The sequence below is a fragment of the Chryseobacterium sp. LJ668 genome (assembly GCF_019613955.1).
In the GTDB taxonomy this organism is placed as follows: domain Bacteria; phylum Bacteroidota; class Bacteroidia; order Flavobacteriales; family Weeksellaceae; genus Chryseobacterium.
Genome location: NZ_CP080443.1, coordinates 2,036,630 through 2,049,502, shown reverse-complemented (window position 1 = coordinate 2,049,502; position 12,873 = coordinate 2,036,630). Strand labels below are relative to the sequence as shown.

The window sequence follows — 12,873 nt, the reverse complement described above, 5'->3', positions numbered from 1 at the left end:
TTTTTCTTCAATTTAATTTTAAAGATTTTCTGAACCAAGCAAAATATTTTCTCCTACTAAAGACAATTTTGCTTACCACTCAAAGTTTTGTGATCAATTTAAATATATAGACTTATGAAAAGAGTAAAAAATATCATCATAGCATTTGCGCTGGCTTTAGTTTCGGTTTCCTGCGTGTCAAAACTGGCGTACAAAGAACCTGAACTTGAGCTTCCGGAGCAATTTCAATATACGGCAACCGCCGACACCGCAAGTGTAGCCAATTTACAATGGAAACAGTTTTTTAACGATCCTATTTTGCAAGATTTGATAGAAAAAGGGATTAGAAATAATTATGACTTACAAATTGCATTAAAACAGGTTGCTTCTTCTCAAGAAAAACTGAAACAGGCAAAATATCTTCAATATCCTGATATTGGTTTCGGAGTTTCTGCACAGATTTCAAAACCTTCAAAAAACAGCATGAATGGGCAAAGCTTAAATTTATTTTTAGGGCAAAGTCATGTTGAAGATTACAATGCAGCATTTAATCTTTCTTGGGAAGCAGACATCTGGGGGAAAATAAAAAATCAGCAGGAAGTTTCAAAAATGCAGTATCTGCAGACTTATGAAGCGACAAAAGCAATTCAGACACAGGTTGTTGCCGCAATTGCGCAGGGTTATTATAATTTATTGATGCTTGATAAACAATTACAGATTGCAAAATCCAATTTAGATTTAAGTACCAACACGCTTTCTCTTACAGAAAAATTGTGGCAAAGTGGCGATACAACTTCATTAGGAGTTCAGCAGGCAACTGCTCAAAAACAATCGACAGAACTTTTGATCACTCAACTGGAGCAAAATATTGCCATTCAGGAAAATGCTCTAAGTATTTTGGTTGGTGAAAATCCAAATAAAGTCAATAGAACGATTGAAATGTCTGACACTTCTTTACCACAGGATATTTCCGCAGGACTTCCCGCAGCGATGGTGAGCCGTCGTCCTGATGTTCGTCAGCAAGAATTGGCATTACTGGAATCAAATTCATTGGTAGGAATTGCTCAGGCCAATATGTATCCTGCATTAAGAATTACCGCAAACGGTGGCGTTAATTCATTTAAGATTGATAACTGGTTTCAGATTCCGGCTTCCCTGTTCGGTTCGGTTTTAGGAGGATTGACTCAGCCTATTTTTCAGAAAAGACAATTGAAAACAGATTTAAATGTTGCTAAAATTCAAAGAGAGAAAAACGTTTTGGCATTTCGTCAGTCTGTTTTGAATGCAGTAGGCGAAGTTTCTGATGCATTGGTTTCTAACGAAAGTTTAAAAGTTCAGGAACAGAAAGCCAGCGAACAGGTAACAACTTTGAAAAACGGAATCAAAAGTGCCGAAATGCTGTACAAAGGCGGAATGGCAAATTACTTAGAAGTGATTACCGCTCAGGGAAATTCTCTACAGGCTGAACTGAATCTTGCGTCCGTAAAAAGACAGAGATTAAGCAGTATCGTAGATTTATACCGGGCTTTAGGTGGCGGATGGAAGTAGTAAATTAATTATATTGTTTGAAGTGCGGTCTTTCGGGATCGCATTTTTATTAAATTATGGGGTGGTTTTCCCGAATTTTTTCTGAACAGCAGACACAGTTCCCGAAACCGATGAATTTTTAATCACAAATAAATTGTCAAACTGAGCATCGTTGATCTTTGGATCTATGGTATTATCACTCAATATTTTTACCATCTCAGGAATTGTATTAGAATGCCCTACAATAACCACTACTTTCCCCCTATTCTGTGCAATGATATTCTCTATGAATTGCTGTGGAGTTTCTTTGGGTGAGTATTCTTTAATTAAAAGATTTTTTTCTGCTGCCAACGGAGCCACTGTTTGTCTCGTACGGTTAAATGGAGTTGTAAAAACAGCATCTACATGCACATTCTTTAATATTTTTTTTAATTCTTCTGCTCTCATTTTTCCATCAGCACTTAATTCAGGATCATTCCCGACATTTTCTTTTTCAGCATGACGCAGCAAAATCAATACAGTTTCGGTACTTTTTATTTCTGATTGTAAAGGAATGCCTAATAGACTTTCAATGGAATTTGCCGGAGTAACAGTCTTAAGTTCTTGAGCGGAAATTCGTACACCTATTGCAATAAGGACAATCAGCAATAAGCTCGAAATAAATGTTTTCTTCATGATTAATTTATTTAAAATTAATAGAACCCAATGGTTTTCAGGTAAATTTAATAAACAAAACTTAAATGAAGAATATTCAAAAGCAAAATTAAATTATTGACTCTTTTTGTGCAGAAATAAATTCTATCAAATCATTAAAATCCTTTTCAGAATATCCCATTTGCAAATAATGAATATCTTCCGCCTTTCGATACCAGGTTAATTGGCGTTTTGCATATCTTCGGCTGTTTTTCTTGATTTCAGAAACCGCAAAATCCAAATCCCACTCTCCGTCAAAATATTTAAACAATTCGGCATATCCAACCGTATTCAAAGCCGTCAAATGTTTGAATTTCTCCAAACCTTTAGCTTCATTCAACAAACCTTTCTCCATCATGATATCCACTCTCCTGTTGATTCTGTCATACAGCTTTTCCCTCGGGGCATCAATACCGATCCGGATCACATTAAAGTCTCTTGAATCCTGTGAAACAGCAATCAATTCAGAATATTTTTTATTTGTTTGCCAAATAACATCAATTGCCCGTAAAAGCCTTCTGTGATTATGGAAATCTACGACAGAATAATACTCCGGATCGAGTTCTTTCAGCATTGTCTGAAGTTTATCAATTCCTTCATGATCAAGAATTGCCTGCAGCTTAGTTTGATTTTCTTCATTGGCTTCCGGCAGGTCATTCAGACCTTCTATGACCGCTTTTTCGTACATCATACTTCCACCAACTAAAATGACGGTATTGTGTTTTTCAAAAAGTTCGTTGAGTTTTTTTAAGGCATCTTCCTCATATTGCCCGATAGAATAATATTCCTGAACCGAAAGATTCCCTATAAAATGATGAGTTGCCTCAGCCAGTTCTTCTGCTGAAGGAGAAGCAGTTCCGATGATCATTTCTTTAAAAAACTGTCGCGAATCGCAGGAGACAATTTCTGTATTGAAATGTTTTGCCAGATCAATTGCCAATCTCGTTTTTCCAATTCCGGTAGGACCTACAACAGAAATCAAATTTTTATTTTTCACTTTGCTAATTTACAAAAATGAGTTTAGCTTAACTTTTATTTTTAAACCACAAATTGAAGATATTTAGAACACATAGACTTAAATGTTTATCTTTGTAAAACAATAAAAAAGTATGATTTTATCAATGACCGGCTTCGGTAGAGCCGAAGGTGTTTTTGAAGGAAAAAAAATTTCGATAGATATTAAATCACTGAACAGCAAGAGCTTTGATTTGAACATTAAAATTCCTTTACGTTACAAAGAAAAAGAATTTGAAGTAAGAAAAATTCTCAATGATAGAATCATCCGTGGAAAGGTAGATTGCTATATTAATATTGAGAATCTTGAAGAAACCAATGATGTGAAAATCAACAGAAGTCTGATTGATTCTTATATGAATGAGCTTAAAAACATTGCTTCTGACGGACCAGATTTTGAATACCTTAAAATGGCAGTACGACTTCCTGATGCCATCACTTCGAGACCAGACGAACTGAATGAAGGAGAATGGGAAGCTTTGGCTAAAATTGTACATGCAGCTGTCGATAAATTTCAGGAATTCCGAAAAACGGAAGGAAATATCCTTCATGAAGAGCTGGAACGGAACATTAAAAATATTGATAAATATTTAACAGAAGTTGTTCCTTATGAACAGGTGAGAATTGATACCGTTAGAGAACGGTATATGAAAACTTTAAAAGAGTTTGAAAACGTTGATGAGACAAGATTTTATCAGGAAATGGCTTATTTCACTGAAAAATTAGACATTCAGGAAGAAAAGGTAAGACTTTCCCAGCATTTGAAATATTATTCTGAAGTGATGGACAACGAAGATTTTAATGGGAAAAAACTAGGTTTTATTTCGCAGGAAATCGGAAGAGAAATCAATACTTTAGGTTCAAAAGCCAATCACGCTGAGATTCAGAAATTGGTGGTGATGATGAAAGATGACTTAGAAAAAATTAAAGAACAAACATTAAATGTATTATAATTAGTTGATTCGGTTTAATTGATGATTGTTAGGATTTCTTCACCCATCAACTTAAAACCATCAGCCAGCAACTATATGAATAATGAATAAAGTTATCATATTTTCAGCGCCGTCAGGAAGCGGGAAGACAACGTTGGTAAAACATTCGTTGGAAGCAATTCCCGAATTGGAATTTTCCATCTCTTGCACGACGAGAGAGCCAAGAGGAAGTGAAATTCATGCCGTTGATTATCACTTTATTTCGCCTGACGAATTCAGACAGAAAATTGCTGAGGAAGCTTTTGTGGAATTTGAAGAGGTTTACACCGATAAATATTACGGAACTTTAAAATCTGAAGTAGAAAACATCTGGAATCAGGGAAAAGTTGTTATTTTTGATGTAGACGTAAAAGGCGGAATTTCATTAAAAAAATATTTTGGCGAAAAAGCATTGTCCATTTTCATTGAACCACCTTCGATTGCCGAGTTGGAACGAAGATTGATTTCAAGAAACACCGATGACGCCGAAACCATCAAAACCCGCGTGGAAAAAGCTGAAGAAGAGCTTACTTACGCGATAGAATTTGATAAAATCGTTATCAACAGCGATTTGAGTGAAGCAAAAAAAGAAATAGAAAGTTTAATAAAAAATTTTATTGGAAGTTAAAGGCTGGATGATAGAAGTTGGAGGTTTGTAGTGTAAAAACATCAAAAATCTAATTTCTAATTTCTAACTTCTAATTTCTAATTCTAAAAACTGAGGTCGAGATGAGCACCGAAACATTAGAAAAAGCTAAATCTACACTTCCTGTAAAAGGATTTTTAGATTTGAAAGATATAGCAATTCCACAAGGGGAAGATTTGGTAAAAGCCATTCTCCAATTGAAAGAAGAAAAAAATGCCGTTATTCTGGCGCATTATTATCAACCGGGAGAAATTCAGGATATCGCTGATTTTCTGGGAGATTCTCTTCAGTTGGCAAGACAGGCAAAAGATACCGATGCCGATATGATCGTGTTCTGCGGAGTGCATTTCATGGCAGAAGCTGCAAAAATCCTGAACCCAACTAAAAAAGTAGTTCTTCCAGATACAATGGCGGGATGCTCTCTAGCAGACGGTTGTTCAGGAGAAGGTTTGAGAAAGATGCGTGAGCAATATCCCAATGCCTTAATTGCTACGTACATCAACTGTAACGCTGAAACAAAAGCAGAAAGTGACATCATTGTTACCAGTTCGAACGCTGAAACCGTAATTGAAGCTTTACCGACTGACCGACCGATTATCTTTGCCCCGGATAAAAATTTGGGAAGATATTTATCTAAAAAAACCGGACGTGATATGATTCTTTGGGACGGAAGTTGTATTGTACACGAAGCGTTTTCCATGGAAAGAATTGCACAGCAATTGGCAGATAATCCTGATGCAAAACTGATTGCACATCCGGAAAGTGAAGAAGCCGTTTTAAAACTGGCTCACTTTATCGGTTCGACTTCTGCACTTTTGAATTTTGTAGAACAAGACGATTGTCAGAAATTCATTATTGCAACAGAAGAAGGAATTCTTCACGAAATGAGAAAACGTGCACCACACAAAGAACTGATTCCTGCTTTGGTTTTTGACGAAAGCTGTAACTGCTCAGAATGTTTTTACATGAAGAGAAATACAATGGAAAAACTCTATTTATGCATGAAATATGAACTTCCTGAAATTATCATTGAAGAAGAACTTCGACTGAGAGCGCTGAAACCTATTGAGGCAATGCTCGATCTTTCAAAAAGCATTAAATAAAAATACATACACGGAAAAATATAAGAAATGAATAGTGCATTTAAAAAGGCATTTAAAATCTATAAATATTTGGTTTCAATATTTATAGTTGTCTTTTTAATTTATTTTCTAATTGATGATTATGACCTAGTTCTCAATAGTTCTTACTCAACTATGACACTATTTCATTTAATGGTTTTGGTTATTTTTTATGCATTTATTTTTTCTTGTTGGTTTTGGTTAATAACATCGATTACGATTATTCTTGATTTTTACACCAAAGAAACTGGATAATTTTTTGTGTAGATTTTTATTATGAAACATAAAAAATTATGCTTCTCAAAGTATTAGAACCTATAGAGACAATGCTTGACCTTTTGAAAAGCATCAAATAAATTTTAAAGCGGGTTTTTTACTCGCTTTTTCACTTAAAACTTATCCGCTTATTTATTTATTTTATAAAAATTGAATCTAAAATAAGTCATTAAAACAATTTCAAAATTCATGAGCAAAATATTTTTAGAAGACGTAAAAATCTACGCTTATCACGGCGTTCTTCCCGAAGAAAACATCATCGGAACCTATTATATTTTAAATGCAGAGCTACACACTGATTTGTGGGATGCTGCTGCTTCCGATGATTTGAATGATACGATAAGCTATGCAGATATTAATGAGATTATTCATGATGAGATGAAGATTCGATCTAAGCTGCTAGAACATGTCGCAGGAAGAATCATTACCAAAATCAATGAAAAATTCAATCAGATTTCTTACATCAAATTAAGAATCACCAAAACAAGCCCGCCCATGAAAGGCGAAACTAAAGGTGCAAGTATAGAGCTTGAAAAAAGTTTTTTATTAGGCGGAATTACAGGAAATGAGTAATTTTCAGTTTTAAAAAATAAAAACCTAGTGAAGATATTAAACATATTATTTCTACTTCTCTCTATTGGAATTTTTGGACAAAGCAATACGTCCGGCGATGCCATTTATAATTTTCCGAAAATAAAATCGAGCATTACGATGCCTGTTACAATTCCGTTGTCGGAAATCAGCAATATGATTAATGCTTCGGTGAAAGATTTGATTTTTCAGGATGATTCTTATACGGACAATGATAACGACCAATTTAAAGTAAAAGTCTGGAAAACCAGACCGATAAGACTCGTTGGAGATGCTAATGAAAACATTCTGATAGAAGTTCCGTTAAAAATTTGGGCAGAAAAAGGCATCGGAACTTTGGGAGTTTATACTTATCAGGAAACGGCTTTCGAAACGGTCATGTATTTTAAAACCGCATTAAGCTTTAAAAATAACTGGACGGTAAGCACTTTCACACAGCCAATGGGTTTTAAATGGGTGAAAAAACCTGTTTTAGATTTCGGAAAAATTCAGATCCCAATTACTTCTTTTGTTGAAAAAAGCCTGAAAGAACAGCAATACAATTTCTGTAAAACGATTGATAAGCAAATGGCTTCACAACTCAATTTTCAGCAATATGCAGTTCTGGCCTGGAATGCATTTTCTCAACCCTTTAACATCTCCGAAGAATATAATACATGGCTCAAAATCACGCCGATCAACGTCAATATTACTCCATTTAAATTCTACGGAAATCAAATCGACACCACTATCGGAATCGATATTTTCTCAGAAACGTACACCGGAACCAAACCTGAAGCTTCGCAACCCGCAAAAGCCGTGATGAATTTTAATTTTATTCCTCTTTTGGCAGACCAATTTGTCCTGCAGACCACTGCGAATATTCCGTTTTCTGAAGCAACGAATATCGCAAAAAAAACTTTTCTGAATAAAGAATTTGACGTCAGAGATTCTAAAGTAAAAATCACGAATATCAAAGTATACGGCGAAGCCAACCGAATTATGATAGAAGCTGACACGGAAGGTTATGTGAACGGAACAGCTTTTATTTCGGGAATTCCCGCTTATGATGAAAGTAAAAGAAAAATAGTACTTTCAGATACAAAATTTAAACTAAGGACAGCCAATATTATTCAAAAGTTAGCAACTTCTCTTTTCAAAGGAAAAATTGTGAAAATGATAGAAGATGAATACGGGATTCCAACATCTGATCTTGAAATTTCATCAAAGAAAAGTATAGAAGAAGCATTTAACAAAGAATATTATAAAGGCTTAAAGATGACAGGTAAAGTTTCAAATCTTAAGCCTCACCAGATTCTTTTAAATAATTCGGGAATTACAGCTGTGATCGATACGAATGCAAATCTGAGACTTACTTTAAAAGGATTTTAAATAATTGTAAACTTAAAACCATAAATAAACGATGAGAAAACATTTAAAAATTGTAGAAAACAACAAAGCTTCAAAGGGACTAAGATTCGCCAATTATTTTGTAGATCTTTTTACTTTTTACATTTTATTTACATGTGCTTTTCTGATGCTTTTGACGATAAGTCCAGCTTTTAATTCTTGGATAAGCAATATCAATTCGATCACCGACAGACTTCTAAGTATTGTATGTTATGTTGTATACATTTTTATCATCGAATCTGTTACAGGAGGCAGAAGCTTAGGAAAATTGATTACAGGAACAAAAGTAATCATGATTGACGGCAGCAAACCCTCAGTAAGTAATTTTTTCATTAGAAATATTACTAGAGGGATTATCTTGATTGATCAGCTGTCTTTTTTTGGAGAAACTGGATTACATGACAGCTGGAGTGATACACGTGTAATTAGCATCAAAAATTATGAGGCTGAAAAACAGGTAAGAACAGATATTGAAGATCTTGGAAAGAAAGAAATCGCTTAAAAACTTTGCTTTGAATTAGAAAATCTTCTATATTTGCACCACTTAAAAATGGTACTTTGGCCGAGCGGCTAGGCAGTGGTCTGCAACACCATCTACAGCGGTTCGAATCCGCTAGGTACCTCATCAAAACCCTATTCTACTGAATGTTCAGAGTTTAGGGTTTTTTTTATATTCTTACGCTAACTTTTGCTTTATTTAACGATAGCCAGACGTATTCGTATATTCTTTTTTCAAATTCTTGTCTAATATAAATGGTATAAAAGGCAATACTGATGCTATTAGATAAACTATAACTCTTTTTAAGCTCCATTTGTATTGAAATGCTGTGATGATGAGAATCCCTATAAAAACGAGAAATAAAACGCCGTGTATCCAGCCAAAATACTTTACAGCATCCGGGATATCAAACAGATATTTTAACGGCATTGCAACAAATAATAAAATCAGATAAGAAACACCTTCAATAATTGCTATTTTACGATATAAATTGACCATTCGTTTTCTTTATAAATCATTTTCAAACAATAATAATGCATTCTTCCGAAATGGGCAATAATAAAAATACTAACTGAAATTTAAACAATATCATAAAACGATAGTACCCTCTCTCATTACCTTATTCACTTGTTTTTTACATTTTAACATTTTCTTAACTAAAACTTGGCTTCATAATTGAACATACCACAACATCAGACTAACTTGGGTTTGGTAGAATTTGAAAAATTGAATTATTTACACGTAATCAGCTAGGCTTAATTACAAATAAAACTGGCAATACGATGACATTATTAATAATTAAAATTTACACATATGAAAAATATAGTATTAGCAGGAATTTTGTCGGTGATTACACTGACTGCCTGTAAGAAAGATGACCAGGTTGCAGAAAAATCTTTAGAACAACAAAAAATGGAATTTCAGGCAAGACAGCTTGATATAGAGAAGCAAAAACTGGCAATTGAAAAAGAAAGATTCGCATACGAAGCTCAGAAAAAAGCAGACAGCCTTGTTGAGGTGCAGAAAGCTAAAACTGCTGCAGCTGCTTCGCCTCAAGTAATACGAGAAACAAAAACAATATACCGAGACAGATCATCAAGTTCAAACAGCGGTAGTGTTGCTAACAACGGAGGAAGTTCTGCAGGAACAACTGCACCGCAGAAAAAAGGAATCAGTGAAGCTGCTAAAGGTACCGCGATTGGTGCCGTAAGTGGGGCAGCTTTGGGTGCTATTGTTAACAAAAAAAACCGTGGTGGAGGTGCTGTAGTAGGTGGAGTTATTGGTGCCGCAACCGGGTATACATTAGGTAGAGCACAGGATAGAAAAAGTGGGCGAGTACAGCCTAAATAGATAATCATTTCAGAAACAATAAAAGATTGCTTATTTTTAAGCAATCTTTTTTTATGCTGTTTATTCTTCTTACAACAATAATAATCATACCTACCCTTTTAGGTTGGGGAAAATTTCTTGAAGGCACTTTTAAAGCTAAGATATTTGAGGGAATTTCTGGACAACTGACATCCGGGATTTTTGGAATCTGCGTGATCTGGACGATTCTTGCATTTTTTATTCCTTTAAATCTAAATGTTGAAATTCCTACAATTTTATTTGGCTTATTCTGCTTTTTTAAAGAAAAGCTCTACCTGAAAATATATAAGTTTACAAAGGAAAATTATGTTTTGTCAGCAATAACTTCGGCTATAATTATTTTTTGCAGTTCATTTTATCCTTACATATTAGATCATTTTGGATATTATTTGCCTAGTATAGAATGGCTGAAACAATATGGATTGGTAAAAGGTATTTCAAATCTGGATCTTGTACTCGGTCAAATGTCTTTGTGGCATATTTTCCAGGCGGGATTTTCAAGTTTTGCAGATCCTTTCTTAAGAATAAATGCTGTTCTGCTTATAATTTATTCCATTTACATTATCGAAAAAAAGAGCTGGCTTCAATTATGCTTTCTACCTATTTTATTGTTGTTTTCACAGTCACCAAGTCCGGATCTGCCGGTAATTATATTTTCTTTGATTTTATTAAATGAAATTTTATCAGGCGATAAAAACACAAGATTCATTTTTGCTTTTTCACTATTTATTTTTGCAATAAAGCCCACAATGATTTGGCTGCCTATTTTAAGTCTGCTCTACTCTGTCTTTATCATTAAATCTACATTAAAAACTCTGATTCCCGGAATTTTTATCCTTTTATTATTTTTCATGAAAAACATCTGGACCTTCGGATATCCGATATTTCCTGTTCCGGTAATCGACTTTGGATTCATCTGGAAACCCGATGCAGAATTACTAAAATCCTCTTCCGAATATGCTCTTCAAAAAACCTATGACAATCAACATACTTTTGCAGAAATTCAGAAATTTTCTGCTCTTGATTATATCAAAAACTGGCTTTTTCTTGATGGAATTAAATCTGTAATTAATATAGCATTTGTTTTAAGTTTAGTCATTTTTACCGTTTTTACATTCATCAAAAAAAACAAAATCATTACCTTCATTTGTATATCATTGATTATAAAAAGTGTTTTAGTTTTGTTATTTTCAGCACAGTACAGATTTTTTATTGATGTTTTTTTTGTGATTATTTTTGTAATATTTTATACCTATTTTAATCAAAAAAAATCAATCTTAATTTTTTCTTTTTTATCCATAATAGTTATTGGATTCATGACTTTTCCTACGGTCCTTGTGAAGTTTATTCCGAGTTACAGAATGTTATCATTTATGGGGAAATTTGAAGAAAAACAATGGTACAAACCTTCTATATACGAATATAAAAAATTCCATTCTTTTGAAGTTGGAAATTTAAACTTTAATGTTTCAGAAAAATATCCGTTCAACTTTGATACACCGGTTCCTGCAATTTCAGCAAGTTTTGTTTTTGATTACCAAAAAGCCGGAATCTTTCCACAGCTGATTGATAAAAACAATATGCGTAAAGGTTTTGTCTCAAAAAAAATGACATTGCAAGAGCAAAAACAGGTCAAAAAAATCACAGAGGAAATTAAAAAACAATATAAATTCTAACTATTCAAAGACTTTCTTATCCCGATAAAAATCGGTAATTTTGTACTATGCTCAATACTTTAGGGAATCTGCTCAGCCTCACGACTTTCGGTGAAAGTCACGGTTTGGCGTATGGCGGAATCATCAATAATTTTCCTGCAGGTTTGGAAATTGATTTAGAAAAAATCCAGTACGAATTAGACCGTAGAAAACCCGGCCAATCAGCCATTGTTACACAAAGAAAAGAAAGTGATACAGTAAAATTTCTTTCAGGGATTTTTGAAGGAAAAACGACAGGAACACCCATTGGCTTTATGATTGAAAATGAAAATCAGAAGTCGAAAGATTACGACCACATCGCACAATCTTTCCGACCAAGTCATGCAGATTTTACGTATGACCAGAAGTTCGGAATCCGGGATTATCGTGGTGGTGGTAAATCTTCTGCCCGTGAAACCATCAATTGGGTCGTTGCGGGAGCTTTAGCGAAACAACTTTTAAAAAATGTTGAAATCAACGCTTACGTTTCTTCTGTTGGAGAAATTTTCTGCGAAAAACCTTATCAGGCTCTAGATTTTTCTAAAACAGAAAGCAATGAAGTTCGCTGTCCGGATACTGAAACTGCTGAAAAAATGATTTTAAAAATCAAAGAAATCAAAAAAGAAGGCAACACGATTGGTGGAACAATTACCTGTGTCATCAAAAATGTTCCTGTAGGAATTGGCGAACCTGTTTTCTCTAAATTACAGGCCGAACTGGCAAAAGCAATGCTGAATATCAACGCCTGCAAAGGTTTTGAGTACGGTAGTGGTTTTTGCGGTGCAAAAATGACAGGAAGCGAACATAACGATGCCTTCAATACAGATTTTACGACAAAATCAAACCTTTCCGGTGGAATTCAGGGAGGAATCTCAAACGGAATGGACATCTATTTTCGGGTTGCTTTCAAACCTGTTGCCACAATTTTGCAACCGCAGGAAAGCGTAGATAAAGATGGAAATGCAGTAACTGTCGATGGGAAAGGAAGGCATGATCCATGTGTTGTTCCGAGAGCAGTGCCTGTTGTGGAAAGTCTTGCGGCTTTTGTTTTGGCGGATCTGTATCTGATCAGCAAAACGAGAAATTTAAATCAATTTTAAACATA

Annotated in this window: 13 protein-coding genes and 1 tRNA gene; 11 read left to right on the top strand and 3 right to left on the bottom strand. The window is 34.4% G+C overall.

Annotated elements, in window-relative coordinates:
* The first annotated feature begins 114 nt into the window (after positions 1–114).
* A complete protein-coding gene (locus K0U91_RS09575; protein WP_220180535.1) occupies positions 115–1,527 on the top strand; it encodes an efflux transporter outer membrane subunit in 1,413 nt (470 codons plus the stop codon).
* Between the two features lie 54 nt (positions 1,528–1,581).
* On the opposite strand, the gene K0U91_RS09570 is transcribed toward K0U91_RS09575, so the two are convergent.
* Together K0U91_RS09570 and miaA are read right to left on the bottom strand one after the other, a co-directional pair.
* Positions 1,582–2,181 carry a phosphoglycerate mutase family protein gene (locus K0U91_RS09570; RefSeq protein WP_220180536.1) on the bottom strand — a complete coding sequence of 200 codons (600 nt, stop codon included), beginning with the start codon at positions 2,179–2,181 and terminating at the stop codon, positions 1,582–1,584.
* 88 nt (positions 2,182–2,269) lie between these two features.
* Complete coding sequence (gene miaA / locus K0U91_RS09565; protein WP_220180537.1) at positions 2,270–3,196, bottom strand: tRNA (adenosine(37)-N6)-dimethylallyltransferase MiaA; 927 nt, start codon at positions 3,194–3,196, stop codon at positions 2,270–2,272.
* 112 nt (positions 3,197–3,308) lie between these two features.
* On the opposite strand from miaA, the gene K0U91_RS09560 reads away from it, so the two are divergent.
* The 7 genes from K0U91_RS09560 to K0U91_RS09530 all read left to right on the top strand — a co-directional run bounded on the left by K0U91_RS09560 (position 3,309) and on the right by K0U91_RS09530 (position 8,830).
* On the top strand, positions 3,309–4,166 hold the full coding sequence (locus tag K0U91_RS09560) for a YicC family protein (protein WP_219970478.1): 858 nt from the start codon (positions 3,309–3,311) through the stop codon (positions 4,164–4,166).
* A gap of 82 nt (positions 4,167–4,248) precedes the next feature.
* Positions 4,249–4,812: a guanylate kinase gene (gene gmk / locus K0U91_RS09555; protein WP_220180538.1), complete on the top strand. Its 564-nt coding sequence runs from the start codon at positions 4,249–4,251 to the stop codon at positions 4,810–4,812.
* Between the two features lie 101 nt (positions 4,813–4,913).
* Positions 4,914–5,933: a quinolinate synthase NadA gene (gene nadA / locus K0U91_RS09550; RefSeq protein ID WP_220180539.1), complete on the top strand. Its 1,020-nt coding sequence runs from the start codon at positions 4,914–4,916 to the stop codon at positions 5,931–5,933.
* A gap of 483 nt (positions 5,934–6,416) precedes the next feature.
* The gene (gene folB / locus K0U91_RS09545) at positions 6,417–6,800 is read left to right on the top strand and encodes a dihydroneopterin aldolase (RefSeq protein WP_220180540.1); all 384 of its coding nucleotides are present in this window, start codon (positions 6,417–6,419) and stop codon (positions 6,798–6,800) included.
* A 27-nt stretch (positions 6,801–6,827) separates the two neighbouring features.
* Positions 6,828–8,189 (top strand): DUF4403 family protein, encoded by a 1,362-nt coding sequence (locus tag K0U91_RS09540; RefSeq protein WP_220180541.1) that lies wholly within the window; start codon positions 6,828–6,830, stop codon positions 8,187–8,189.
* A gap of 31 nt (positions 8,190–8,220) precedes the next feature.
* Positions 8,221–8,709 (top strand): RDD family protein, encoded by a 489-nt coding sequence (locus tag K0U91_RS09535; protein ID WP_219970474.1) that lies wholly within the window; start codon positions 8,221–8,223, stop codon positions 8,707–8,709.
* A 50-nt stretch (positions 8,710–8,759) separates the two neighbouring features.
* A tRNA-Cys gene (locus K0U91_RS09530) sits at positions 8,760–8,830 on the top strand.
* Between the two features lie 74 nt (positions 8,831–8,904).
* Here the strand turns inward: K0U91_RS09530 and K0U91_RS09525 are convergent.
* Positions 8,905–9,204 (bottom strand): DUF3817 domain-containing protein, encoded by a 300-nt coding sequence (locus tag K0U91_RS09525; protein WP_220180542.1) that lies wholly within the window; start codon positions 9,202–9,204, stop codon positions 8,905–8,907.
* 315 nt (positions 9,205–9,519) lie between these two features.
* Here K0U91_RS09525 and K0U91_RS09520 point away from each other — a divergent pair, with 315 nt between their 5' ends.
* The 3 genes from K0U91_RS09520 to aroC are packed head-to-tail and all read left to right on the top strand — an operon-like array spanning position 9,520 to position 12,868.
* Entirely contained in the window at positions 9,520–10,056 is a 537-nt protein-coding gene (locus K0U91_RS09520) for a glycine zipper domain-containing protein (RefSeq protein ID WP_219970472.1), read from the top strand.
* 53 nt (positions 10,057–10,109) lie between these two features.
* The gene (locus K0U91_RS09515; RefSeq protein ID WP_220180543.1) at positions 10,110–11,750 is read left to right on the top strand and encodes an LIC_10190 family membrane protein; all 1,641 of its coding nucleotides are present in this window, start codon (positions 10,110–10,112) and stop codon (positions 11,748–11,750) included.
* A gap of 47 nt (positions 11,751–11,797) precedes the next feature.
* A complete protein-coding gene (gene aroC / locus K0U91_RS09510; RefSeq protein WP_220180544.1) occupies positions 11,798–12,868 on the top strand; it encodes a chorismate synthase in 1,071 nt (356 codons plus the stop codon).
* The last annotated feature ends 5 nt before the right edge of the window (positions 12,869–12,873 follow it).